We start from the raw sequence: 23,430 nt of genomic DNA on the forward strand, positions 1-23,430 counted from the left end.
AGAACAGAGGAGGTTGTTGACGTGAGTCCAGCTTATCCGTACGTCAATACGACGATCAATCCGTACCGGGACAATGTACAGGGAAAAGCAAACGAGCCGATCTGTGTGGCCGGCCTGCTCGACCGCGCTAAACAAATCCTGGGGCCGATGTATCAGGGGCCGCAGCCGGATTGGACATTGGAGGCGATTTACGACCGCTTGCACCACAATGCGCCGCGGATCGCAATCATCGGCGGTTCGCCCGACCATCCGGCCCATATCATGGATTATCAAACGTCCGCGTTTGCGGCGATTCGCATCTGGCAAAACGGCGGCGTTCCTTTTCTCTTTTCCACCCCGGTGATGTGTGATGGTACGGCGCAAAGTACGCAGGGGATGAGTTATTCGCTACAAAGCCGCAATGCGGTGGCACAAATGGTGGTCAACCAGATCGAATCGCACGGCTACCACGGGGCGTTTGTGATCCAGGGATGCGACAAACAGCCGCTGGGCGTGGTCAGCGGGCTGGCCCACATCGATCGACTGCGGCGCAGCAGAGGGGAGGCACCCTTTTTCGCCACGTTTGCTCCCGCTCATGTCCTGCAGGGAGGGTCGATCCCGGATGATCTGTTCCAGGAACTGGAGGAGGTGGCCAAGCGGGCCGAGCGTGGCGGAGCAGGAGATATTGCGGATGATCTGCGCGATACCATGGCCTACATTTTGCAGTGCTCATCCAATACCGCCTTTCAGGGAGTGCTGACCCGGGCGAGGGAACGCGGTTTGATCAGCCAAGCGGAGCACGAGGATTTTGAAAAGAGTTTGGCGGTCCATACCTGCGAAGGCAAGGGGGGCGTGTGTGCCTTTAACGGCACCGGCAACAGTTCGCGTCATCTGGTAGCTGGCATGGGACTGGTCCATCCCGCACTGGAACTGCTGACCGCTCCGCCGACCGGAGAGCAGGTGAATCAAGCGCTCGACAGTTTGGCCGTGATGATCAACGATCCCGTGTTCGGAGCAGCCAATCTGATGGCGGCCAACATCCGCAATGCGATCCGCATTCACAGTGCTACGGGTGGATCGACCAACCTGATGATGCATATCGTCGCAGCGATGCTGTACGGCGGTTATAGATTTAGCCTGTGGGAACTGGATCGCATCCATCACGAGGTGCCGGTGCCGGACTTGTTTGATTACAGCCTGACAGAGGGTAGGGACATTTTTGCCTTGGCTGCCCAGTGCTGTTCCGGTGTCAGCCGGGGGATGGAAACCGTATTTTACGAGTTGCTGCAAAACGGTGTGCCGATGGATCTGGATGCGCCCACGGTGACCGGCACCACGTGGCGCCAGCGATTGGCCGACAAGACGGCGCTGTCTGCCGACCATGCAGGGGAAAATCCGGTGATCCTTGCCAAGCCGCGCCGTCCGTTTAGCGGCGTGGATGTGCTCAGAGGCAACTTTTTTGATAGCGCGGTAGTGAAAATCAGCGGGATGACCAGCAGCCAGTTGGATCAGTTCGACAAGAAAGCGGCACTCGTCCTGTACTATGACAACGAAGACGATGCCAACCACGGCCTGCTCAATCCGGATCTGCTGGAAGAACTTCGCCGCAGCCGGACGTTTTCGCACGCCAGTCTGCTCGCCCTGCTGCAGCATAACGCGCCGGAGGAGGCTGGCGATGCGGAGCAGCTTGCGTACGATCCACTCTTTGCGCAGATGGTTGATCGCGGTCATCTGAAACTGGCGGTCGTCATTTCCGGGCAAGGGCCGTCTGCTTACGGCATGCCGGAAATGTTCACGCCGATGCAGCACATCAACGCCAACCGGAAACTGAAGCGGATTGCTACCCTGATCAGCGACGGTCGGTACTCTGGTGTCACCTATGGAGCGGCGATAGGGCATATGACGCCGGAAGCAAAAGCAGGCGGCGGGATTTTGTACCTGAAGACTGGGGATCTGCTCTATCTGGATCTGCGCGGGCGGAGCATTCAGTTTCTGGAGAGCGAGGCTTTCCTGCGCGGTCAGCTTCTTTTCTCGTTCGATCGGATACCGGAGGAGCGAAGCCAGTTGGCAGAGCAGCGGCTCGCCATGATCGAGCGACGTCAGCGTCAGGTGGCCGCCAGCAATCGGATGTATGCCCACACTGACGCCGCAAACGGAGTTGTCCCCCTGCCAGTGCACGAAGAAGCGACACTCGATTACCGGCGTGATATACAGCTCCTGGTGGCCGACGAAAATCTGACGCACCACAGCGGATAAGAGAGGCATAGCCCGACTCCATATGGTGGGATGAGACAAAGAAAGGATGCACTAAAAGTTCAGTTTGCCTGGCTTCCCTGCATAGCGGTGAAGACGAGTGAGAGAGATGGTAGGAAGGGTGGAGGATACAGATGGAAGAGACAAGGGAGTTTGTCCGAAAGCTTGGATTTCCGGAACGGGATTGCCACGATTTGCCCTCATCGACCAAAACGTTTCCCGATGGTGCTCACTATCGGGTGGAGATTCCCAGTGTGGAAGGACCTGCTACCTTTCGAGCTGTCCTGGAGGCGTGCCGGCGATATGACGTAACGATACACCGCATCTCCCAAGGCAGCGGCATCATGCTGCTGACCGACGAAGAGCTGTACGAGATGGCGGCGATTGGCAGTCAGGAGCGGCTTGAGGTTAGTTTGTTTGTCGGGCCGCGCGGGGCCTGGGATATTACCTCGATGTCCTGGGCGAGCGCCGGCAAGGTAGCCGGTCTCCGCGTACAGGGGATGGATCAATTGGTCTACTCGCTGGAAGATGTGAAACGGGCTTGCCGGGCAGGTATCCGCGGCATCCTCGTTGCTGACGAGGGACTGCTCTGGCTGGTCGACGAGGCCAAGAAAGCAGGAGAACTGCCTGCCGACCTGCTGGTAAAGGTATCGGTCCAGATGGCCCAGTCCAATCCAGTATCGATCAAACTGATGGAGCAGATCGGGGCGGGCACCTACAATGTGCCAACCGATTTGACACTGGCCCGCCTGGCTGCCATTCGTCAGGCGATCGATATCCCGATTGACATCTACGTCGAAGTCCCCGATGACGTCGGCGGGTTTATCCGCCATTATGAGATCCCCGAGATCATCAGGGTGGCGGCTCCCGTCTACATCAAGTTTGGACTGCGCAATGCCCCCAACATTTACCCGTCCGGCACGCATTTGGAGCAAGTCTCCATCTCGCTCGCCCAGGAACGGGTACGGAGAGCCAAGATCGGGTTGGATATCCTGCACCGCTATGCACCGCAGTTGAAAACCTCCGAGCGGGCAGCCCAGGGGCTCGCGATACCGGTGATGGAGGGAAGCGACCAGCAGCCGCAGCTATCGGCGGTGCAGAGCACTTCACAGCCTACTCTGTGATGAGACCATCTCGCTGAACAAGTAGAAAAGATAACGGGTTGGACTAGTATCTAGCGAGCCGTATGCTAATATAAGAACAAACTGATACTTTGGCTGTTGAAAGGTGAGTCTGATGCCCATCATCCAATCCATTGAACGCGCGCTCCGAATCCTGGACTTGTTTGACGAGTACGCTACCGAGTTGAAAATTACCGACATCAGCATGAGATTAAACCTGCACAAAAGTACGGTTCATTCTCTCTTAAAAACCTTGCAAAAGTTTCACTACATTGAGCAAAACCAAGAGAATGGCAAGTACCGTCTGGGGATGAAACTGGTGGAGCGGGGCAATTTTGTCCTGTCCAATCTCGATATTCGCGTCATTGCCAAAAATTATTTGACGGAACTGTCGATGAAAACGGGCAACACGACACACCTCGTCATTCAGGACGGGAAGGAAGGAGTCTACATCGACAAGGTAGAGGGAACCTCCGCGACGATTTTATATTCGCGGATCGGGCGGAGGGTCCCGATTCATTCCAGTGCGGTGGGGAAAACGCTGGTAGCGTTTAAAAGTGACGATGAACTGGCGCAGATATTGGAGGATTATGAGTTCGTCGTCCATACCCCCAATACCATCACCAACCAGCAGGACTTCCTGACCGAACTCGAAAAAATCCGGGAGCGGGGATACGCGCTGGACAACGAAGAGAACGAACCGGGAGTGGCCTGCATTGCCGTGCCGATCCGCAATCATACCGGCAAGGTGATTGCCGCGATGAGCATGTCCCAGCCGGCGACCAGACTACATCCGGAAGCGACGGAAAGTGCGGTAGCGATGCTAAAGCAGGCAGCGCAGGAGATTTCGACCAAACTGGGTTACGGGATTGGACCGCATGCAGACTAAATGCACATGAACCGTACAACGGGACGATGCCTTGCACGAAGGGTATCTCCTTTTTTATTGTTGACAGACCGACCGTCGGTTTGTAGAATGAAGACATCAACATACCGATGGTCGGTCCGGGTGAAAGATTGTATCATTTGCCAACACGTAGTGATCGTTGGTGTGAGATGTTGTCGTCCCAAAGCGGACGTGAACACGCTGCACACTGCCGTACCGGAACGGCGGAAAGGAATGATGCTGTTTGCCACAGGAAGGGAATCACAACCCCAGCTTTCAACTGCTTTTGTCCACCACAGAACAGTTAATTGAGGAAAAAGGCTGCCGCAACACCACGCTCCAGGAAATCATCAACCGCTCTGGTCTGTCCAAAGGAGCGATTTACCATTATGTCAGGAGCAAGGATGAATTGTTCGGCTTGGTGCTGCAAACAAGGCTGGAGGCGGTTAATGAACGATTTTTTTCCCAGGTCAACGCGGGAAAAAAAGAGCTGGATCATCCGTTGCAGGCCATTGCAGAAGGACTGCAGCACATCCATGACCCCAAAGACGTGACCAACCAGATATTCGTATACCTGGTCAGTCAGCGCGACAATCCGGCGATCGCACGCCTGCTGCAGGACCTGTATCAGCTTTCGCTGCAAACCTCGGTCAACTGGATCGAGACCGGTCAGCAGAATGGAGTCATTCCAAGCACGCTTGATGCCCGGCGGATCGCCGACATGTTTATCGTGATTTCGTACGGATTTCGCTTGCGGAGCATGGTCACCACGGACGAGAACCATTTTTCCATCGCCGACTTTCATCAGGTGATGCGCGAGACCCTGCAGTAGGCAGGAGTGAGAAGTTGTGCGTTTAGGTACGAAGAGATAGATGGATAGAGAATGTAAGCGATTGGCATGCAATCGGGAAGCAACCGGGAAGCGATCATAACCTGCAACAGGTAGGGAAAGGGAGAGGTGTTCATGAAAATTGCGGTTTTTCTGCATGTGTTAGGAGCGATCCTGTTTATTGGCAACATTGCTACAGCCGCCTTTTGGAAGATCCGTGCGGAACGCGGCAATGATCTCGGTCATCTGCACCGTACAGTGAGGAACGTGATGCTGGCTGATTTCATCTTTACTCTGCCCGGTATCTTGCTGGTTCTGGGCAGTGGAGTCTTTCTGACGCTCCAGCTAGGCTATTCCCTGACAGAAGTGAACTGGCTGACGATTTCACTCGGCTTGTTTGCCATCACCGGACTGATCTGGGTGGCGATACTGCTGCCCAGCCAGTCGGCGATGGTCAGACACAGCCGGGAGGCCATCGATAGCGGTCAACTTGGTCCAGAGTATCGGAGAGCATCCCGCACCTGGGATTTGTTTGGCACTGCTGCTACGATTCTTCCGCTCATCATTTTGTATTTCATGACGACAAGATAGGAATTCTTTGTCACTCCGCCGGGATGATCCGTGAGATCAGACCGGTCTGTTTTTTTTCGGAGGCGGAGATAGAAAAGCGAGTATCATCGCCGCCACCGGGAATAGCGTCATCAGCAGGATCATATCCGAGTATCCTCCCAGATGGTCGTAGGCCCAGCCAAATGGAATCGGTCCAAATGCAGAACCGATCACGGTTGCGGTAGCGGTAATGCTGCCGATTTTCCCCAGATGTTCCCTGCCGTAATAGTTGGGCCAGATCACCTGCAGCGTTACGCTGAGCAGGCCCTGTGAAATCCCCCACAACACCGCAAAGACGAAGATCATCGCAGGTGTGGCTGAATAATAAAGCGTCAGCATAGCCACGATGTTGAGCAGAAACGAGAAACCCAGCATGGCGTGAACCTTGATCCGCTCCACCAGGAATCCAGAGAGCAGTTGGGCCAGGAAAGCCACGATAGGGACAAAACTGAGCAGAAAAGCGGTCGTCGTCCGCCCTACTCCGTATTCACCCAGAATCGAGAATAATTGAAAGGTAAGTCCGGTAATGACCAATGCCGGTACGACTACACAAAACAGCAAGAACCAAAACGCCCTTGTTCGCATCGCTTCTTTGACCGTCCAGGACTCTTCAACTACTGGGTGGGAACGAGATGACTTATCAACCGCCTGATGATCTGAATCAGGGTGCGGCTGTCCATCCGGCAGCATCCCCACATCCTCTGGTTTATTGCGAATCAGCAGAAAAGCGAGCGGAACAAAGATCAGGATCAGCATGGCCCCGAGTACCTGCCATGTGCCGCGCCACCCGATCAGCTCAAACAACCAGTTGTTTAACGGCGGAAACACGGAAGCCCCAATCAATCCGCCCAGACCCATGATGCTAAGGGCACGGCCACGATAGCGCAAAAACCACTGCGGCACCAGCGTGGAGGGAAGCAGCGTCATCGAGCCTTGGCCGAACAGGCGAAGCATGAAGAAACCGGCAAACAGGGTAATCGGTCCGGCAACGGCGCTGTTAAACAAGCATGCCAGACCGAGCAGCAGGCCAATCACAACCGCCATCGCCCGTCTGCCGTAGCGGTCGATCAGACGGCCGACGATAAACAACAAAAAGCCCGCACAGAGTGTAGCAGCTGAATAAATTCCGGAGACAACTGTTCTTTCCATCTCAAAGTCACGAATATACGCATCGATAAAGACGGAGACCGTATAGGTTTGGCCAGGACCGGAAAAAAAGACGCCAAGTGCGCTGACTGCAACGATCACCCAGCCGTAAAAAAAGGGGACCTGCAATGGAAGCGAAGCAGAAGAAAAACGGTGCAAACGTGCTTGTTCTGTCTTTTCAACCTTCAAGGTGATTCCCCTCATTCCTTATTGCTCTGTTTTGTTTCTATTATATATCTCTCTGTCAAGATATGGGTATGGGTAAAGCATCTTCGAGCATGATGGATCAACGGCGGACGGGAGGGACCATGCGCAAGCAGTGCGAAGAAGGTTCTACACTCGCTCCACTCTCCTTAATCGATTACAATGAAGAGGAAATCTTCTGGAGCGGAGGCTTGTTGTACATGCATTCATTCAGAACGAGATCGGCTGCATCACAGCGTACTTCCAAAGAGCTCTCACCAAGGACTCATTCCTCATCTCGACAGCAACGACTGTCACAAGGGCCGTTAACGCAGGAGACGATCTTGCAGATGCAGCAAGCGTATGGGAACCGTGCCGTAACACAGTTTCTCCATTCTCTGTATTCTGCGGGTCAAACTGGCTTAACAGGGGAGACAGAGGGCTCGCAGCAGTCACCTGATCCCACAATGAAGGCTAATCATGCCGTTGTGCAGAGGCAGAAAAAAGAAGCAGAGCAGTTTGCGAAAGACAATAACATCAGCATTACCATAACGAAGAAAGGCATTATTACCTATGCGCGTGATTTGAACAACCCAGAGGATTTGCGCAACGGTCTGATCGATGCCTGGAACACCAATCAGACGCCCAGGCACAAGATCAAGGAAGCGGAGTTGGAGGGTCAGGTGGAAATGGAACAAGAGGAAGAGCCACAGCAGAAAGGGAAAGAGAAAGCAGAAACATCCACCTCCCACCGAAAAGCAGCCAGGAAACGCAAAAGGGAAGAGATGGAGAGTGACGATCAACTAGTCGTCGGTTTTTGGAATACACAGGGGAAACATTCTTTCCACAGCGGAAATCTGCAAAGCTATCTGGCCAAAAGGCCAGATCTCGATGTGCTGATTCTCGGTGAGTATTACCATGATAAAAAGATTGAACTGAAGGGCTGGACAGAGTATTCTATCGAGATTACCCCGAACAGATCGTTGACCAAGAGAGGAAAGTCGAAGCAGGAGTACATTTGGATATTGGCGAGGGATGGGGTAGAAATCTCAAAACTGAATCGGACAAAGATAATCGATAATTTTAACAGATTTGCCGCCCATTTTACCGCCTCCAAGTCGAAAAAAGAAGTAAGCGTTACCACTTTTCACGCGCCGTATGACAGTAATAGCGGAATAGCCAGCCAATATATGCAGGAACTTTTGTCCTGGGATGGTTCCGATATTTTGATCGGTGATGCCAACACATACAGCGGTGCGCGCAAATCGATACGTGCCAGCAAAAGACGGAAACTGCTGGAGAAATATGAACTGATGTCGGGAGATTTGAAAACGTCAAAAGGGGGTTATCCGCTGGACAAAGTATACCGAAGAAAAGATTTTGCAGGAGAGGTGGAAGAGGTGAATCTGCTGCAAAACTTGTTGCAGGAAAATACAGAAGGGAAGCAGAAGCGGGCGCGGAGAGCAAAAGTAAAACAAATCAACAAAAAAATGAACGAACAGTCCGATCACCACGGTATTTACGCAAGGATTGATTTGAGTAAGTTGAAGAAGAGTGGAGAAGAAGAGGAGGAGGTTCTGGAAATGGAACGAGAGGAAGAGGAGGAAGAGGAAACGGGTGGAACCGGGTGATGGGGCAGCGAAGCTGTTATAGCGCCGCTTAGATAAAATGTTCGGGAGGCAGGCGGGATGAGAAACAGAGTGGTCATGGTGGCTGCCGTCATCGCCGTTGCGGCTACCTTGCTGTCCAATCTGGCTGGGCGAGAGGCAGGTAGGCGGGCAGAGCTGCCCGAGGTGAATTACCGGGCAAGTTCCTTCTCTTTAGCAGATTTAAACGGACGTTTGACTCGTTTGGAAGGGTACACAGGTCAGCCGCTGCTGCTCAACTTTTGGGCCACGTGGTGTCCACCTTGCCAGACGGAGACACCGGATCTGATCGATCTGGCTGAAAAGTACCAGGGACAGGTAGGTTTCATCGGTCTCAATGTGACGGTGAAGGATTCGATAGAGCAAGTCCACCGATTCGCGAAACAGTATGGTGTGAATTACCCGATCCTGCTAGACGAGGAAGGAATCGTCAGCAAGCAGTACCAAGTCGGTGTACTGCCAACTACCTTTGTTATCAACGGTGATGGTGTGATCGTGTACAAAAAAATCGGAGCGGTGACGAAAAGTGAAGTGGAACGGGTGATTGAGCCTCTGCTGGAGCAGGCGCCACGACGAGTGGCAGGGAGTCAACCTATAGAATGACACAACAGACCCAAACGACGAGAAGCCGCCTGAGGGCGGAGTGAGTACGCCGTTTCGGCCGTCTGCGACGAGGAGGAGAGCCACATGTTTGAACCGGGAACCGTATGGTCGTGGGGACCATTTACCGTCCCTGTGCTATGGATGGGGATGCTGGTTGGCATCATCGGCGGTTACTATCTGCTTGCCCGTATTGGGCATAAGCAGCAGCTACCAACCGTTAAACCTTTTCTCGACACGATCACATCTGCCGCTTTGATTGGAGTATTGATCTACAAATTATGGCCGCTTGTCGAACAGACCGATATATTCATCCGCAATCCGGCCGCACTGCTGTTGTACAGCGGCGGCGCCTACGCCGCAGAAGCCGCTGGGATTGCATCTGCTGGATGGTTCTTATATCGCGGTATCCGCGGGAAGTGGTTGGGATGGCAAGCGGCAGAGTGGCTGTTTGCAGGAAGTGTCTTGCTATTATTGTCGAAGGCTGTGTTTGTCAAGGAATACGGGGTTTCTGCCAGCTGGGGCTGGGAGCTTGCGGGAAACACATACATACCACTCAACTTGATTGATCTTGTTTTGTACCTCAGTCTGTTGGTGGTCGCTTACGTTTTCTTTGTAAAGAAAACAGTTGCCACCCGTGACCGAGTGGGGATCTTGCTGGTCGGTTTGGGACTTGCCGGTTTGATACGAGGGCTGTGGAGGGTACCTGCAGCAGATACGCTGCTATGGGGGATGACGCTGCCAGAACTGCTTTTGGTGGCAGCTCTGCTAGTAGGGGTGACACTGCTGTTGCTCCCGAAGAAGTGAGTTGTAGATAACAACGATTTTATAAACAAAGGTGCCGGATCATCTATCCGCCACCTTTGTTTTTTTGTCCCATGAACCAATGGTAAGAATATAGTACGATCACGAACCTTCCTTATTCACCATCTCAATATAAAGAGAAAAAACAGAGCGGTACCTGCTGTAATAAACGGGGCCATCGGCAGCTCCTTGATTGACTTCTTCCCGGGCAAAAGACGGCAGACGAGCACCACCAGCAGCGCTGTGCAACCGGCCAGCAGGTAGGTACAGATCGTAATCAGCAGTCCGGCCTGCCACCCTAGTGCGGCACCAATCAAGGCAAACAGCTTGATGTCCCCTCCGCCCAACTGCCCGTTGCTGATGAGAGCCAGCAGCAGTGATCCACCGCCGAGCAAGACAACACCCAAGAGGCTGCTTCCCAAAAATGCCGGTTTTGACAACGCGTACACGATCAAGAAAAAAGCGATTCCAGGCAACGTAAGCCAGTTGTAGATCAGCCGCCAGCGGATATCGGTATAGGTGGCGATCAGCAAGGCGCAGGACAGCGGAATTACGATGAGTGGCGACAACACCAGACTACCCCCTCAATGATGAAAAGCGATAGATCAAGCGAGAGCAAACGATGGTATAGATTATAGATCATTTCAACACGGATGAGGGTGTTCCTGCTTTTACCAACACCTGATCAACATATTTTATCTGGCAAGGGTGGGGATGCAACCATGTTTGAATCGAAGAAACGGGCCTTTATATTCTTAATCGTTTCCATCTTGTTTGCGCTTGCGGCAGTCTTTCTGTTTTCCAGTTATGTGGAGACGATGGAGCAGGATCTGGGCGAACTGGTTGAGATACAGGTCGCCGGTGCAGCGATTCCTGCCGGTACGCTGATAACTCCTGACATGCTGAAGACGATGAGACTGCCCAGGAAGTACGCAGTCGATTCGTTTGTCACATCCCCTGATGAGGCAGCAGGAAAGATATCGCTGGTGCAGATTCCGCAGGACGAAGTGTTGTCCAAGGCAATGCTGAGGGAGATGAGCAAGACGCCGAGCGATTACCGGCTGGTACAGCTTCGTGCACCGATGGCGGTCTTTGACGATCAGATCGATGTGCTTGACAAGGTTGACGTCATCGGTACCTACGAAAAAAAAGCGGGTAAAGAGAGCGGGTTTGACGATTTGACTGTCGATGATTTGTCTACCGATCCGGTCGGGAGGAGCGCCGGTGACACAAGGACTACGGAGCTAGTCATGCGTGACATCTCTGTGATTCGCGTCTACAAGCAGGAGGAGGAGATTGTCTCTATCGGGGTGGCCCTCACTTTGGAGCAGGCTCGACAGGTTGTGTGGCTTCAGAACTTTGGCAAAGAGGTGCGTGTGCTCAAAGCAAACACTCACCTGCCGCAGGATGGGAGGGATCAGTAGCATGTCTACGGCAAAGGTGGCGATCATTTGCGATGATCAGCGGATGACGCAAAAACTGGTTCAGGAAATCACGTTCTACAATATCGCAATTGACGAAGTGATTGACAAGCCGCGTGAAGCCTACTTAAAGATCAATCCCAAGGAGCCAAGGGTGATCGTCTTTGTCGAACCCGCAGAGGAACTTTCAGTGATACAAGTGATGCAGCAACTGCACAAAGTAAATACGGCTGCACCCATCCTGTTTTTGACCATGAACGAGGACTTTCAAGAGTCGCGCCGTCTTTTTCGGGCCGGAGTGACCGATGTGTTAAAGGTCCCGGAAGAACTGCCTGAGCTGCAGCGCAGTATGGAGCGGGCGTTCCGTCAGTTGGGTCTCAACAGACAAAAGGTGGAGATGGATAAGCCGACCGTCATCAAGGGAGCGGGGACGGTAATCTCTGTTTACAGCGGCAAGGGAGGGGCCGGCACCAGTCTGCTCGCCGCCAACCTGGCCAATAGCCTGGCGCTGCAGGGTGGACAGCGAGTGTTGTTGGTTGATCTCAATCTGCAGTTTGGCGGCATCCAGACCCTGTTCAACATCCGCCACGATCGCCATCTGGGTGATCTCATGCCAGTGATACACGAGCTGACAGAGAGCCAGTTGAACAATGTTTTGTACCGCATGGAGACGACCCATCTGCATATCCTGCTCTCTCCCAATAGCCCGGAAGAATCAGAGAACGTGAAAAGTGAAGAGATTGAATTGCTGCTGTTTGCCTGCCGCTCCTGTTTTGATCTGGTGATTCTGGACATTCCAAAAGAGCTGAACGAGATCTCAGTCAGTGCCTTAAACCATTCGGATCACATCTTTTACATCGCCGAATTGGAGCGGCCAGCCATCGTTCGCATGCAAAACGTGTTGGATTTGCTTGATCGCTACCACCTGATCAACGATAACAACGTTTCGATCATCGTCAACCGCTTCTGCAAAAAGCGGGATATCGGCCTGGAAGAACTGCAGCGCATGTCCCGCTTTCCGGTACATGGCACGATCGCTGACGATTTCAGACAATTGCAGCGTTTTATCAACCTGGGACTCCCATGGCTGCAGCAGAGCAAGCAAAAAGTGAAAAGAGGCCCGGTCAAGGATCTGGTCAAGGTGACTGCTTCCACGCTCCAACTGGTGGGGGGTGAGTGAGCATGTCTATCTTTCACAAGCTGGGTGCCCGTCTGGATGATCAACAGAGGGAGGGGGCAGAGAGTCATCCTCGGATGGGCGATCCGTTGGATGATCTGTTTGCCCACTACAAAGAGCGGCTGGTCAGGGAGACCAATCTGGATCACCTGATCAAGCTGCCCGCTTATCAGAAGCGCAGAACAATCGAACGGTTAATCAGCGAGATGATGGGGGAGGAGAAGATCGTCCTGTCGCATCATGACCGGAGCAAGCTGCTGGAGATGATCTTGAACGACTCGGTCGGCTTCGGACCACTGGAGCCGCTGCTGCGGGACGAAGAGGTGACCGAAATCATGGTAAACGGAGCAAGTGAAGTGTACTACGAGAAAAACGGACGTGTGTCGCTTTCTGCGATCCGGTTTAAGAACGATGAGCACGTACGGCACATCATCGAACGAATCGTTGCTCCGATCGGCCGCCGAATCGATGAAAGCTCCCCCTTGGTTGACGCTCGATTAGATGATGGCAGCCGCGTCAACGCAGCCATCCCGCCTATCTCCATGTCCGGGCCGGTCTTGACGATTCGCAAGTTTCAAAAAGATCCCTACACGATGAAGGATTTGATATCATTCGGCTCTCTCTCTGAGCAGATGGCGCTGTTTCTGGAGACGGCCGCTGCTTCCAAACTGAACATTATTATTTCCGGTGGGACGGGCAGTGGCAAGACGACCCTGCTAAACGTCGTCTCGGCAGCGATCCCACCAGGCGAACGGATTATCACGATTGAAGACATGGCCGAGCTGAGGCTTAACCGCAAAAACGTGGTTTCGCTGGAGGCGAGGCCAGCCAATATGGAGGGGACAGGCGAGATTACCATCCGCCAATTGGTAAAGAACTCGCTAAGGATGCGTCCAGACCGCATCGTCGTGGGGGAAGTGCGCGGCGGCGAGGCGTTCGATATGCTGCAGGCGATGAACACCGGACATGAGGGATCGCTTACCACGATTCACGCCAACTCGCCGCAGGATGCGATCACCCGACTGGAGGCGATGATTGTTATGAGCAATCCTGGGATCACAGTGGAAGTGGTGAAGCCGTATATTGCGGCCGCTGTCGATCTTGTTGTCCAGACGTTGCGGCTGGCGGACGGATCGAGAAAAGTCGTCTCGATTGCCGAAGCGGTCAATGAGGGGAGCGGACTGAGCTTGCGGGAAATCTTTCGCTTCAACCGACAGGGCATCAAGGCAGACGGAACAGTGCTGGGCTATTTTGAATCGTCTGGCTACGTGCCGAACTGTCACAGCCGGTTTGTGACATTCGGTCACACTTATCCAATTGAGTCATTTCAAGCGGGAGGGAGCAGATGATGAGCTCAACCATTTGGCTGCTGCTAGGAGCGTGCTTCTGTTCAGCTTTGTTTGCCTCTTTTACGCTTTTGGAAGCAATATGCGTGAGGAAACGGTTGCACGTCTTGAACAAGACGCTTGAACCGAACTATCGGGAGGATGGACGTGTGAGACCGGGGATTTGGCAGCGGCTGAGCAGCCGGCTCAATCGTACCGAATACGGCAAGTCGCTCGATCAGGCAATGCACAGGGTAAACCTCAAGCTGACACCATTACAATGGGTCGTCATCAGCATTGGCTGCTGGCTTGGACTTGGTCTGATAATCTGGAAGCTGCTGCGTCTGGACTTTGTCTATAGTGGCCTGTTGGCCTATCTCGTGTTCAAACTAGGCTCGGCACAATGGCTGAAATCACGCCACAGCAAGCTGACACAAGCGATCAACAGGCAGCTACCGGAAGTGTGTCGGCTGCTCTCCAGCTCGACAAAAGCAGGACTCAGCATCCAGCAGGGGATGGAGATGGTTGCGACAGAGATGAAACCGCCGGCGGGAAGGACGTTTCAGACCATCGTCAGCGAGCTAAAAGTGGGAACGGAGATGGATGCTGTGCTGACGAGGATGAATGAGCGGATCAAAAGCAAAGATCTGAAGCTGCTGATCAATGCGATCGCGGTTCAGCGCCGGGCAGGGGGAAATCTCGCGCAGGTACTCAGTCACCTGGCCAAAACACTGGAAGAGCGGCAGCGGATCAATAAAGAGCTGCACAACAGTTCGTCTGAGCCGCGGTTTATTGCATTGGTTTTGACATGTATGCCGATTGTCATCATCCTGCTTTTTAATCTTGCGTTGGAGGGCTTTGTCATGCTGTTGTTCACGATGCCGGGCATGGTACTGATAGCGATCAGTGCTGTCCTGATCGGGACTGGGCTTGTGATCATTCGCAAAATCGCAAACGTAAAGGTATGATCTGATGTCTGACAAGGTTTGGTTCTGTTTGTTGGTCTCCTTTCTGAGTTGGTCGCTCAGTATGGTCTGCTGGTGGCGGTATCATCTGCAGCGAATCAAGCTGCTGAGGGAACTAGCTCTGTTGACGGCAGAAAAGAAGCAAAAGGTGAAGTGGACGGTTCGTCTCAAACATCAACTGTTTCGGCTTGCCGACAAGCTTTCGCCGGTGGGACAACGTTTTCCTTACTTGATCAATCAAACGGAGCTGACTCGCATCATTGCACTTGCTGGTCATCCGCACGGGTTGACGGTTGCTTCTTTTCTAGGGCTACGTTTTGTCACTGTCCTGCTCGCTCTGTTGATCGGCAACTTACTCTCCATGATCGGTTTTGGCAGTTTGACACAAATCATCCTGCTGCTGTGCGGCTTTTTTGGACCAGCCTTGTGGCTCCATGCAGCAGCCAAAAAACGTCAGGCGCAAATGGCGGCTGATTTGCCTGACTTTCTCGATGCGATGAGCGTCACGATGCAGGCGGGTATCCCGCTGGAGTCGGCTCTGAAACAAGTGGTAGGGAACATGGCTGGTCCCCTCAGCGAGGAACTGACCCGCTTTCAACAGGAGTTGGACCTCGGGGTACCGCGCGATCAGGCCTATACGAGGCTGATCAACCGCAATCGCAGTCCTGAACTGGAGACGCTGGTGGTGGCCTTGATGCAGGGAAGCAGGCTCGGGGTGCCGATCTCGCACACGTTTCAAATGATGGCGGAGGATATGCGAAGCAGGCAGATTGTCATGATCAAGGAAAAAGCATCAAAAGTAGGGCCAAAGGTGACGCTGGTTACATCGTTTTTAATCTTGCCGGGGGTCATTTTATCTGTCATCGGGCTGCTCGTTCTTCATTTCGTCCATCAATCAGGCATCCTGAACATGCTCCAATCTTCCTGATGGATGATCTGGCTGCAGGTCGAGAAGCGAGATCTTGCTGTCTTTGTGAAGGGAGGTGAAGGGGATGGTTCACAAATGGCGTGAATGGCTGAATCATCGAACGGCAAATGCTCTTGTTTCGTTGAAAGACCAAAAAGGAGCACAAGCGATTGAGTACGTCGCTGTGTGTGCATTGGTTGTCCTACTGCTAACAGGGATTATGTCGGCTTTTGAAGGAGAAGGAGGTAAGGAGATTGGCACGGCCGTACTGGAGAAAATCAAGGGTTGGTTTACGCAATGGGGCAACAAGAGTTAAGAAAAAAGCATGAGTCGGGGACATTGGACGTGATAAAGCAGCTCAAAAATGAACGTGGATCACAGGCCATTGAATTCGTTGCTGTCCTTCCACTATTCAGCTTGATGATCATCATTGTCTGGCAGTTTGCTCTTGCCTCAACCGCAAAAGTGACAGCGGAAGCGGCGGCCATGGACGGAGCGCGGATGGCAATCGTCAGTGACGACAGGGGAGATGTGGAGAAGGCCGTAAGCAAGGTGGCGCATCAGTATGAACATACCGTGTCGCTTTCCGATGAAGGGGACGACTATGTCACAGTGCAAGTGACTATACAGGTCCCTTTATTAGATCAGGATGCGCTGTTTGATACGACAGGGCTATCGCTGCCCGTATCCGCAGAAGTAAGTCTGAGGAAAGAACAACCACATTGACGATGTCCTTGTTCGGTGACGTTCAGGGACGGAGTTATGCCGTTATGACACGCTGAATCCAACCAGCCTGACGGCAACAAGTGTGCTTTACCTGGCTTTCATTGCGCTTTCAGATCTCCGCACTTTCAGAAACGATACCGATGGTCATCGATTGCTCCTCTAAGTACAGACAGGAAAATGACGAGAAGGAGAATCGACTGTGAAGAGATGGATACGTGGCAGCTGCCTGGTTTTCCTATTGTTTGCATTCACGTCGGGTCCGGTGTTAGCTGCCGGAAAACAGCATGTGGATATCAGCCTGAACCCGGTTGACATAAAGGGAAAGCAGGGGGAGACCACTACAATAATCGAATTGCCTGATCAGGATGGGATGCCAAATGGAGGGAGCAGTCCGGACAGTGATGTGCCAAGTCCGGATGACCCGCCAGGCAGTGGTGTGCCGGGAGCGGGAGACCCGCCAGGCAGTGGTATGCCGGGAGCGGGAGACCCGCCAGGCAGTGGTGTGCCGGGAGCGGGAGGCCCGCCAGGCAGTGGTGTGCCGGGAGCGGGAGACCCGCCAGGCAGTGGTGTGCCGGGAGCGGGAGGCCCGCCAGGCAGTGGTGTGCCGGGAGCGGGAGACCCGCCAGGCAGTGGTGTGCCGGGAGCGGGAGGCCCGCCAGGCAGTGACGTTCCGGGAGCGGATGACCCGCCAGGTAGTGACGTTCCGAGAGCGGGAGACCCACCAGGTAGTGACGTTCCGGGAGCGGGAGACCCGCCAGATTGGTTCGACCAGCTTGTTGGAGATGTGCAGGAGTTTTGGAATGACTATAAAGACGGAGTGGCCGATTTTTTCACGACAGTCGGCCGTGGGATTATCGTAGGTGCGGTTGGGGCAGGGATTGTGCTGTCCGTAGTGGTTGGTATGATGGCAATCGTAGGGACGACCATCTCCATGCCGCTGCTAATGCCATTGCTTGGATTTGGTCTGGCAGCGGGCACCGCATTTGGGGTGGGATACTCCTTTCTATCCGGCTCCGGGTTTGACATGTGGAAAGGGATTGCCTGGGGGGCGATTGGCGCCGGGATCTGGATGGCCGCTGCTTATGCAGGAGCAGGCGCGTTGATGCAGAGCGGGGTCCATTTGATCCGGAACGGAATCAGCAGATTGGCAGCTTCTCCTGTCAGCGTGGCAAAAAGTGCTGTTACGAGTAAATGGACGATGTGGTCGTTTGGGACAAACATGGCCTGGAACACCTATGTCTATATCGATGACCAGGGAGCATGGCCTGGAACCGCTGAAGACTGGGGCAGAATCGTCCTAGGAAGTGCGATCACAGCCCTTACGTTTGATCGGATCGGTCGTTTTATCTCGCTTCAGAAGATCAAGCAGATCAAGAAAAATGTGCTGCAATCGATTGTCGGTATGATGGATACGGCAGTTTCCAACATGGTCCTGCCCAAACGGGAGCACGGAACCAGCAGCTATCTTGCAGGCATCATTGGCAATATGACGTTCAAGCCTGCTTTTCTGGGCAAAAAACTTGAAAACATGAGAAAGAAACAACAGATTGGCACCACGATGGATGAACTGTTGTTATTAGGAGTTAGACCACGCCCTGCTTCACCAGGAAAGAAAAGAAAAGCGAAGGCAACAAACAAAGCCATCGACAATCTGTATCGACTGTCAGCAGACGATTCCAACAAAGTGCTGGGTTACCTGCACGACCAAAAGGGGATGATTACCCAAAACCAACTGAAGCGGCTGCTCGACAATCAAAGGAGGTACAATCGTTTTCTTTTGAAAGAAAAAGGGGTTGATCTGGCAGGAAAGTACGCCGAAAGGGGACTGGACAGCGGTATCAATGCCGGATTTCAGCAAGCGGGTATAGACAATCAGACCCTGTTTGAACAGAGTCATGCCAAGACAGGGAATCTACACAGAGGAGAGTGAACGTGATCAGTCAAAGAGCATCGGCGCGAATCATGAGGTGGGGCGTTATCCTATTCACGATCTTTATCTGCTTCATTGGTCCCTACTTGATAAACGAAACCAAGCTATCTCCTGATTTGATCGATATGGTCTACTGGGGTGCACTGATACTGGTTAGTCTTGCCTTGGTGCAAGCGGTGATCTTTGACTTTCTTCGCGGTGACAAGGCTTACGCGTTGAAAATGATCATCCTGCACGTCGTTGGTATCATGTTGATCAACTATCTGTTGTAACGGGGTGAGTCGTCAGAATGAGTCATAAGATAAGGTCACGATGATGATACGACTAAAGCAAGTGTTGCACAATGAAAACGGCAGTATAACCATCTTTACGCTGTTCCTATTGATGGCGGCGATCACAGGGATATTCTACTTGGCCTACTATTATAGTGGTTTCGTCTCGCTAAGGCAGGCGCAAAATGTGGTGGACAGCGCCGCGTTGGCTGCGGTTCAGGAACTGCGCAACCAGTTCGTCGCCAAGATGCAGGATCAATCATTGGATACGGTGCGGAAGTTTAAACGGCAGGTGCGAGAAGAGATAGAGCAGTGCGAGAGAGAACGAAAAGCGGACGACCCGCCCTGTCCCACTGCAAACGAATTGATCAGGCTATATATCCGCGGTACGGAACTGAAATACATCCTGTTGGCAAACAAGTACGACAAAGTGGAACACTGGCTCCTTGTCGTGAGGGAACCTCGTTTTCGTTCGGATTACACCGAGGAGAAGAACGGTGACGTATTGTACGATGCCTTTGTCCAAAATCAACGATTGATCAAACAGACTGCCCTGGATGCAATGGAGAAGAACAACGGGGAGCGAAAGTTGAAGATCACGTTTCCGGTCGATGGTCAGCCCAAGCTGGAGGTAAACGGGATCAAAGCGATGCCCCTCGGTGAGCTTGGGGGCGGTGATCCGGCCTTGATCAAAGCGAGAGCAGCCGCAGGCGTATATCCGAAAGAGTTTGCCGTGGATGTCTCACGGAAAATCCCAAGAACCATCAGCAAAAGCTGGCCCTCCCATGGGGAGTAGTGTCAGCTTTTTGTCTGTACAGAGGAACGCCTCTTTCGCCTGTCAAAACTTGACGGAACCATTGGCGCGGAGTTACAATATCATTTGTACTGACTGGTCAGTTCAAATACAGGAGGAGGAGCAGAACATGTCCATATCAAAAAAAGATCAGATCTCGCAAGGGGCATTGCGGGCCTTTGCCCAGTATGGCTACAGTGATACGACAATGGATTCGATTGCCGATGTTGCCCAGGTGGCAAAAGGGACGTTGTACTACCACTTCAAGACAAAGGAAGAGTTGTTTTACCATGTGAACCGAAAGGGAGTGGAGATGCTGATCGATAGTGTCACCAACGCTATGCAGGACACCAGCCGTCCTGTAAAGGAGCGGATGCTTGGCGTTCTCGATGAGCATCTCCGCTTCTTCTCGGAGCATCAGGAGTTTTGTCTGCTGCTGTTAAGCTACACTTCGGGCGATCCGGAGCGGGATCAGATGGTTCGGACACTGCTGGCCGACTATTTCGAGACCGTGGAGCAGTTCCTCCGCGAACTGCAGCGTCTGGGAGTGATCAACGCGGAGTTGGAAGTGCAGACATTGGCTTCGGCGCTTTTTGGCATGGTCGGATTCACCGCATTGCGCAAGATCTTTCGCGGCGAGCCGCTCTATACCGAAGAGACCCGGACAGCTTTGATTTCGCTTTGCAAAGGAGCATTAGCGATCGAGCACTGATCAACCTTGGCGTCAGACAAGTATTTATGAGCCGAAAGAGCGTTATGCCAAAAGAAAGTTCGGTCAAAAGAGAGTTCGATCAATGAAAGTTCGGCCAAAGAAAGTTCGACCAAAAGGCAAGAGGGAAAGTACACGGGGAAAAGGACAGATGGAAAAAAAGATGGAAAGTAGAAAGACCATCGATAGAGGAGAAAGGGAGAGAATCACCAATGAGGAAGAACGTCTGGATCGGTGTGGCGGGATTTGTGAGTGTGATCGCGGTCTTGACCGTGTATTTATTAGTCCCGGGAGCCAATTATGCGTCAGGAGGAGCGCTGGACAACTCGGTTGTCGGCGTGATTGAAGGAACAGAGGTAGACCTGGCCTTCAAGATGGGCGGCACGATCGCCGATCTCCGGGTAAAAGAAGGCGATGTCATACAAGCTGGGCAACTGCTTGCCGTGTTGTCCAATGAAGACCTGCTGGCCAAACGGGAACAGGCAGAAGCGGCCTACGAACTATCCAAGGTGAAGCTGGGGCAGGCAGAGCAAGGAGTAACGGTCACCAACCAGACCAGCGATGCACAGGTGCAGCAGGCCAAAGCAGCAGTCGATGCGGCCCGCGCCCAGTACGAAGCAGCGAAAAACGGAGCACGCCCGGAAGAGATCAATCAGCTTCAGGCAAAGCTGGAGGCAGCCCAAACAGCGGAACAGACGGCCCAAACCAACTACCAAAGGATGCAGCACCTTTTAACTGAGGGTGCTGTACCGAAGGCACAAGTGGAGGAGGCACAGCTGCAGTACGAGAAAGCAACGGCCGAACGTGCCGCCGTCCAAGAGCAGCTAAGCATGGCGAAAAGCGGTGCGCGCAAGGAGCAAATAGACGCCGCAAAAGCGCAGCTCAATCAGGCAGTAGCTGCTTATAACCAGGCAGTGGCAGCTCATGGACAGGTTGGCATCAAGCAGTTGTATGTGCAGTCAGCCAAGGCAGCCGTACAGCAGGCCAAAGGGGCGCTTGCCGAAGTTGAAGCCCACCTGAACGATACCAAGCTGACGGCACCCCTGTCCGGTGTCGTGAAATCGGTCAATGTTCACAAAGGCGAACTGGTTGCCCAAGGCTATACGGTCCTTACTCTGCAGGCACAGGATGAATTGTTCGCCAAGTTTTACGTCAGTGAAAACGATCTGGCTGGCTTGGAAGTAGGGCAGAGTGTCGCCCTGTTTGTACCGTCACTAGGTCGTGAGGTAGATGGGAAACTGAGTGTAATCGCACCTGCCGCCGATTTCGCCGTGCAAAAAGCGACACAGGAACTGGGGGATCGCGACATTCGTTCCTTCCAGGTACAGATTGATCTGCAGGGGGCCAAACTGCGTCCCGGACTATCGGTTGAGTGGCAGATCAAAGGAGCGGGAGACAAGTGAGGGAGATCAGCCGATTGTTCGAACGGGAGTGGAAGTTTATCTTTGCCAACCGGACGGTGCTGATGATTTTGCTCGCCGTACCAGTGCTTTATTTTACACTATTTGGCTTTTTGTATAATGAAAAGCGGGTGACCGAACTGCCGACTGTGATTGTGGATCAGGATCAGACGGAACTAAGCCGGGAATTGGTACGTGCGTTTGACGTCCATCAGACGTTTGCCGTCACGAGAGTGGTGGCCACAGAGGATGACGCAATGGAAGCGGTAGAACGGGGAGAAGCTGCGGCCAGCGTGGTGATTCCGGAGCGTACCACGGAGCGACTCAAAACCGGGCAGTCCGCCGAAGTGCTGACCGTGATTGATGGCAGCAATATGTTGATCTCCAACACGGCGGTGCGTGCCGCCAATACGGTAATCAAAAGTGTATCGGCCGGGGTGACCCTATCCAAGCTGGAGGCACAAGGGGCATGGGGAGACGAAGGGAAGACCCTCTTCACCGGTCTGGATTATCGCTATCGCGTTCTGTACAATCCTACCTTCAGCTACCTCTCCTTTATGGTGTACGGTCTCGGCGGAACGGTCCTGCAGCAGTGTCTTTTCCTCGGCGTCGCCCTCTCCGTCGCCCGCGAGAAAGAGGAGGGGACGTGGAGTGAAACACTGCGTCAACATCGTTTTGGGCAGCTGCTTGTGGGCAAGCTGGCACCCTATCTGGTGATGGCTACCTTCAATCTGGTTGTCACCTTTGCGATCGTGCTGAAAGGTTTTGGCGTACCGTATTACGGCGATCTGACCCATCTGCTGATCGTCGGTACTTTGTTCAACGTAACGGTGTTGTCGATTGGGTTTGCCATCTCCTTTTTCTCGGCCAATCAACTGCAGGCGACCGAGATTGCCATGCTGATTGCTGTCCCATCCTTTTTACTATCGGGTTACACGTGGCCCTTGCGTGCGATGCCGGAGGCGGTGGCTGCGATCGGACAGTCGCTGCCGCTCACCTATTTCCTCCACGCCGTCAGGGAGGTACTGGAGAAGGGGCATGGACTTTCGTTTATCACGCAAGACCTCGCCGTTCTCGGTCTGATGACGCTGATCGGTTTGTTTGCCGTTTACCTGCTCTACCACTGGCAGTCGAGCAGAAAGCAGAGCGATGCGGCGGAGCGGTCACAGGTGGCGTAGCATATTCCTGCGCAAAAAAGCAGGTTGTTTCGTGGTATGATGAAGGCAGACGAAACTAGGGGGGCATGCCGCATGAAGCAGCGCGTGACCAGGGACTTGCTTGCTTATCAGCAGGCTCACCGAAACAGGTACAATCAACAGCTGCATTACCTGGCGTTTCTCGCTGCCTTCATAGGCTGGGTTGCGCTCTGGTTTGATTGGCGGGTCACAGTCGGCTGCGCCGTGCTGCACTATGTTTTTTCGTGGGTGGGACACTTCTTTTTTGAAGGAAATCGTCCGGCTTCGTTCAAACACCCTTTTCTTGGCTTCTATGCCGGGTTTCTCTGGTTCTTCTTGCGTAGCCTGGAGCTGATCAGCAAAAAACAACTACTGCCGCTGCCCGCTGTACCCCAGGCAAACGAGGGCACGGATGACGGCAGCGCAGCTTGACCATTCAATGGCAGCACCCGCCCGCGACAGGTCAAGAGGAATAGTGGAAAGGCAGAAGCTCTTACGCTGTGGGTCACAGTTCAGACCTGCAATGTAGGAGCTTTCTTTATCAACTCCTTCCAGACCCCCTGTTTCTGGCTGC

The 23,430-nt window shown here is 53.3% G+C and carries 24 protein-coding genes; 22 read left to right on the forward strand and 2 right to left on the reverse strand.

Going from position 1 to position 23,430, the window contains the following annotated elements; translation table 11 throughout:
- Window positions 1-21 precede the first annotated feature (21 nt).
- From LOK74_RS22790 to LOK74_RS22810, 5 genes are all read left to right on the forward strand, one after another.
- A complete protein-coding gene (locus LOK74_RS22790; protein WP_230044288.1) occupies window positions 22-2,235 on the forward strand; it encodes a dihydroxy-acid dehydratase domain-containing protein in 2,214 nt (737 codons plus the stop codon).
- 131 nt (window positions 2,236-2,366) lie between these two features.
- Window positions 2,367-3,356 carry a U32 family peptidase gene (locus tag LOK74_RS22795; RefSeq protein WP_230044289.1) on the forward strand — a complete coding sequence of 330 codons (990 nt, stop codon included), beginning with the start codon at window positions 2,367-2,369 and terminating at the stop codon, window positions 3,354-3,356.
- Window positions 3,357-3,468: 112 nt separating this feature from the next.
- Window positions 3,469-4,242 carry an IclR family transcriptional regulator gene (locus LOK74_RS22800; protein WP_230044290.1) on the forward strand — a complete coding sequence of 258 codons (774 nt, stop codon included), beginning with the start codon at window positions 3,469-3,471 and terminating at the stop codon, window positions 4,240-4,242.
- Between the two features lie 241 nt (window positions 4,243-4,483).
- Window positions 4,484-5,071: a TetR/AcrR family transcriptional regulator gene (locus LOK74_RS22805; protein WP_230044291.1), complete on the forward strand. Its 588-nt coding sequence runs from the start codon at window positions 4,484-4,486 to the stop codon at window positions 5,069-5,071.
- A gap of 132 nt (window positions 5,072-5,203) precedes the next feature.
- The gene (locus LOK74_RS22810; protein ID WP_230044292.1) at window positions 5,204-5,659 is read left to right on the forward strand and encodes a DUF2269 family protein; all 456 of its coding nucleotides are present in this window, start codon (window positions 5,204-5,206) and stop codon (window positions 5,657-5,659) included.
- Between the two features lie 36 nt (window positions 5,660-5,695).
- On the opposite strand, the gene LOK74_RS22815 is transcribed toward LOK74_RS22810, so the two are convergent.
- Window positions 5,696-7,012, reverse strand: a complete 1,317-nt coding sequence (locus LOK74_RS22815) for an MFS transporter (RefSeq protein ID WP_230044293.1) — start codon at window positions 7,010-7,012, stop codon at window positions 5,696-5,698.
- Between the two features lie 119 nt (window positions 7,013-7,131).
- Between LOK74_RS22815 and LOK74_RS22820 the strand changes: the two genes are divergently transcribed.
- The 3 genes from LOK74_RS22820 (at window position 7,132) to LOK74_RS22830 (ending at window position 10,059) form a co-directional block, all read left to right on the forward strand.
- Complete coding sequence (locus LOK74_RS22820) at window positions 7,132-8,637, forward strand: hypothetical protein (protein ID WP_230044294.1); 1,506 nt, start codon at window positions 7,132-7,134, stop codon at window positions 8,635-8,637.
- 57 nt (window positions 8,638-8,694) lie between these two features.
- Window positions 8,695-9,255, forward strand: coding sequence for a TlpA family protein disulfide reductase (locus tag LOK74_RS22825; protein ID WP_230044295.1), 561 nt, complete (start codon window positions 8,695-8,697; stop codon window positions 9,253-9,255).
- Window positions 9,256-9,339: 84 nt separating this feature from the next.
- A complete protein-coding gene (locus LOK74_RS22830; RefSeq protein ID WP_230044296.1) occupies window positions 9,340-10,059 on the forward strand; it encodes a hypothetical protein in 720 nt (239 codons plus the stop codon).
- Window positions 10,060-10,175: 116 nt separating this feature from the next.
- Here the strand turns inward: LOK74_RS22830 and LOK74_RS22835 are convergent, their stop codons facing one another.
- Window positions 10,176-10,628 carry a prepilin peptidase gene (locus tag LOK74_RS22835; protein ID WP_230044297.1) on the reverse strand — a complete coding sequence of 151 codons (453 nt, stop codon included), beginning with the start codon at window positions 10,626-10,628 and terminating at the stop codon, window positions 10,176-10,178.
- A 150-nt stretch (window positions 10,629-10,778) separates the two neighbouring features.
- Between LOK74_RS22835 and cpaB the strand changes: the two genes are divergently transcribed.
- The 14 genes from cpaB (at window position 10,779) to LOK74_RS22905 (ending at window position 23,288) form a co-directional block, all read left to right on the forward strand.
- Window positions 10,779-11,480 carry a Flp pilus assembly protein CpaB gene (gene cpaB, locus LOK74_RS22840; protein ID WP_230044298.1) on the forward strand — a complete coding sequence of 234 codons (702 nt, stop codon included), beginning with the start codon at window positions 10,779-10,781 and terminating at the stop codon, window positions 11,478-11,480.
- A 1-nt stretch (window position 11,481) separates the two neighbouring features.
- The gene (locus LOK74_RS22845) at window positions 11,482-12,657 is read left to right on the forward strand and encodes a CpaE/TadZ family protein (RefSeq protein WP_230044299.1); all 1,176 of its coding nucleotides are present in this window, start codon (window positions 11,482-11,484) and stop codon (window positions 12,655-12,657) included.
- A gap of 2 nt (window positions 12,658-12,659) precedes the next feature.
- Window positions 12,660-14,003: a TadA family conjugal transfer-associated ATPase gene (locus LOK74_RS22850; protein WP_230044300.1), complete on the forward strand. Its 1,344-nt coding sequence runs from the start codon at window positions 12,660-12,662 to the stop codon at window positions 14,001-14,003.
- Window positions 14,003-14,947 carry a type II secretion system F family protein gene (locus LOK74_RS22855; protein ID WP_230044301.1) on the forward strand — a complete coding sequence of 315 codons (945 nt, stop codon included), beginning with the start codon at window positions 14,003-14,005 and terminating at the stop codon, window positions 14,945-14,947. Before LOK74_RS22850 ends, LOK74_RS22855 begins: the two co-directional genes overlap by 1 nt.
- A 4-nt stretch (window positions 14,948-14,951) precedes the next feature.
- Window positions 14,952-15,872: a type II secretion system F family protein gene (locus tag LOK74_RS22860; RefSeq protein WP_230044302.1), complete on the forward strand. Its 921-nt coding sequence runs from the start codon at window positions 14,952-14,954 to the stop codon at window positions 15,870-15,872.
- Between the two features lie 64 nt (window positions 15,873-15,936).
- Complete coding sequence (locus LOK74_RS22865; RefSeq protein WP_230044303.1) at window positions 15,937-16,167, forward strand: Flp family type IVb pilin; 231 nt, start codon at window positions 15,937-15,939, stop codon at window positions 16,165-16,167.
- 29 nt (window positions 16,168-16,196) lie between these two features.
- Window positions 16,197-16,577 (forward strand): TadE/TadG family type IV pilus assembly protein, encoded by a 381-nt coding sequence (locus LOK74_RS22870; protein WP_230044304.1) that lies wholly within the window; start codon window positions 16,197-16,199, stop codon window positions 16,575-16,577.
- A gap of 199 nt (window positions 16,578-16,776) precedes the next feature.
- Entirely contained in the window at window positions 16,777-18,507 is a 1,731-nt protein-coding gene (locus LOK74_RS22875; RefSeq protein WP_230044305.1) for a hypothetical protein, read from the forward strand.
- 2 nt (window positions 18,508-18,509) lie between these two features.
- Window positions 18,510-18,779 carry a hypothetical protein gene (locus LOK74_RS22880; protein ID WP_230044306.1) on the forward strand — a complete coding sequence of 90 codons (270 nt, stop codon included), beginning with the start codon at window positions 18,510-18,512 and terminating at the stop codon, window positions 18,777-18,779.
- A gap of 40 nt (window positions 18,780-18,819) precedes the next feature.
- Window positions 18,820-19,575, forward strand: coding sequence for a Tad domain-containing protein (locus LOK74_RS22885; RefSeq protein WP_230044307.1), 756 nt, complete (start codon window positions 18,820-18,822; stop codon window positions 19,573-19,575).
- Between the two features lie 127 nt (window positions 19,576-19,702).
- Window positions 19,703-20,284: a TetR/AcrR family transcriptional regulator gene (locus LOK74_RS22890; protein ID WP_230044308.1), complete on the forward strand. Its 582-nt coding sequence runs from the start codon at window positions 19,703-19,705 to the stop codon at window positions 20,282-20,284.
- A 209-nt stretch (window positions 20,285-20,493) separates the two neighbouring features.
- Window positions 20,494-21,684 (forward strand): HlyD family secretion protein, encoded by a 1,191-nt coding sequence (locus tag LOK74_RS22895; RefSeq protein ID WP_230044309.1) that lies wholly within the window; start codon window positions 20,494-20,496, stop codon window positions 21,682-21,684.
- Window positions 21,681-22,859 carry an ABC transporter permease gene (locus LOK74_RS22900; protein ID WP_230044310.1) on the forward strand — a complete coding sequence of 393 codons (1,179 nt, stop codon included), beginning with the start codon at window positions 21,681-21,683 and terminating at the stop codon, window positions 22,857-22,859. The genes LOK74_RS22895 and LOK74_RS22900 overlap by 4 nt, the downstream gene beginning before the upstream one ends.
- A 72-nt stretch (window positions 22,860-22,931) precedes the next feature.
- Window positions 22,932-23,288 (forward strand): DUF962 domain-containing protein, encoded by a 357-nt coding sequence (locus tag LOK74_RS22905; RefSeq protein ID WP_230044311.1) that lies wholly within the window; start codon window positions 22,932-22,934, stop codon window positions 23,286-23,288.
- Window positions 23,289-23,430: the final 142 nt, after the last annotated feature.

It is taken from the genome of Brevibacillus humidisoli, from assembly GCF_020923435.1.
GTDB lineage: Bacteria > Bacillota > Bacilli > Brevibacillales > Brevibacillaceae > Brevibacillus_E > Brevibacillus_E humidisoli.

Coding starts and splice junctions, on each gene's coding strand:
- LOK74_RS22800 (WP_230044290.1), top strand. CDS start 3,469: ATGCCCATCATCCAATCCATTGAACGCGCGCTCCGAATCCTGGACTTG.
- LOK74_RS22905 (WP_230044311.1), top strand. CDS start 22,932: ATGAAGCAGCGCGTGACCAGGGACTTGCTTGCTTATCAGCAGGCTCAC.
- LOK74_RS22795 (WP_230044289.1), top strand. CDS start 2,367: ATGGAAGAGACAAGGGAGTTTGTCCGAAAGCTTGGATTTCCGGAACGG.
- LOK74_RS22860 (WP_230044302.1), top strand. CDS start 14,952: ATGTCTGACAAGGTTTGGTTCTGTTTGTTGGTCTCCTTTCTGAGTTGG.
- LOK74_RS22825 (WP_230044295.1), top strand. CDS start 8,695: ATGAGAAACAGAGTGGTCATGGTGGCTGCCGTCATCGCCGTTGCGGCT.
- cpaB (WP_230044298.1), top strand. CDS start 10,779: ATGTTTGAATCGAAGAAACGGGCCTTTATATTCTTAATCGTTTCCATC.
- LOK74_RS22890 (WP_230044308.1), top strand. CDS start 19,703: ATGTCCATATCAAAAAAAGATCAGATCTCGCAAGGGGCATTGCGGGCC.
- LOK74_RS22895 (WP_230044309.1), top strand. CDS start 20,494: ATGAGGAAGAACGTCTGGATCGGTGTGGCGGGATTTGTGAGTGTGATC.
- LOK74_RS22830 (WP_230044296.1), top strand. CDS start 9,340: ATGTTTGAACCGGGAACCGTATGGTCGTGGGGACCATTTACCGTCCCT.
- LOK74_RS22885 (WP_230044307.1), top strand. CDS start 18,820: ATGATGATACGACTAAAGCAAGTGTTGCACAATGAAAACGGCAGTATA.
- LOK74_RS22850 (WP_230044300.1), top strand. CDS start 12,660: ATGTCTATCTTTCACAAGCTGGGTGCCCGTCTGGATGATCAACAGAGG.
- LOK74_RS22810 (WP_230044292.1), top strand. CDS start 5,204: ATGAAAATTGCGGTTTTTCTGCATGTGTTAGGAGCGATCCTGTTTATT.
- LOK74_RS22820 (WP_230044294.1), top strand. CDS start 7,132: ATGCGCAAGCAGTGCGAAGAAGGTTCTACACTCGCTCCACTCTCCTTA.
- LOK74_RS22865 (WP_230044303.1), top strand. CDS start 15,937: ATGGTTCACAAATGGCGTGAATGGCTGAATCATCGAACGGCAAATGCT.
- LOK74_RS22845 (WP_230044299.1), top strand. CDS start 11,482: ATGTCTACGGCAAAGGTGGCGATCATTTGCGATGATCAGCGGATGACG.
- LOK74_RS22855 (WP_230044301.1), top strand. CDS start 14,003: ATGAGCTCAACCATTTGGCTGCTGCTAGGAGCGTGCTTCTGTTCAGCT.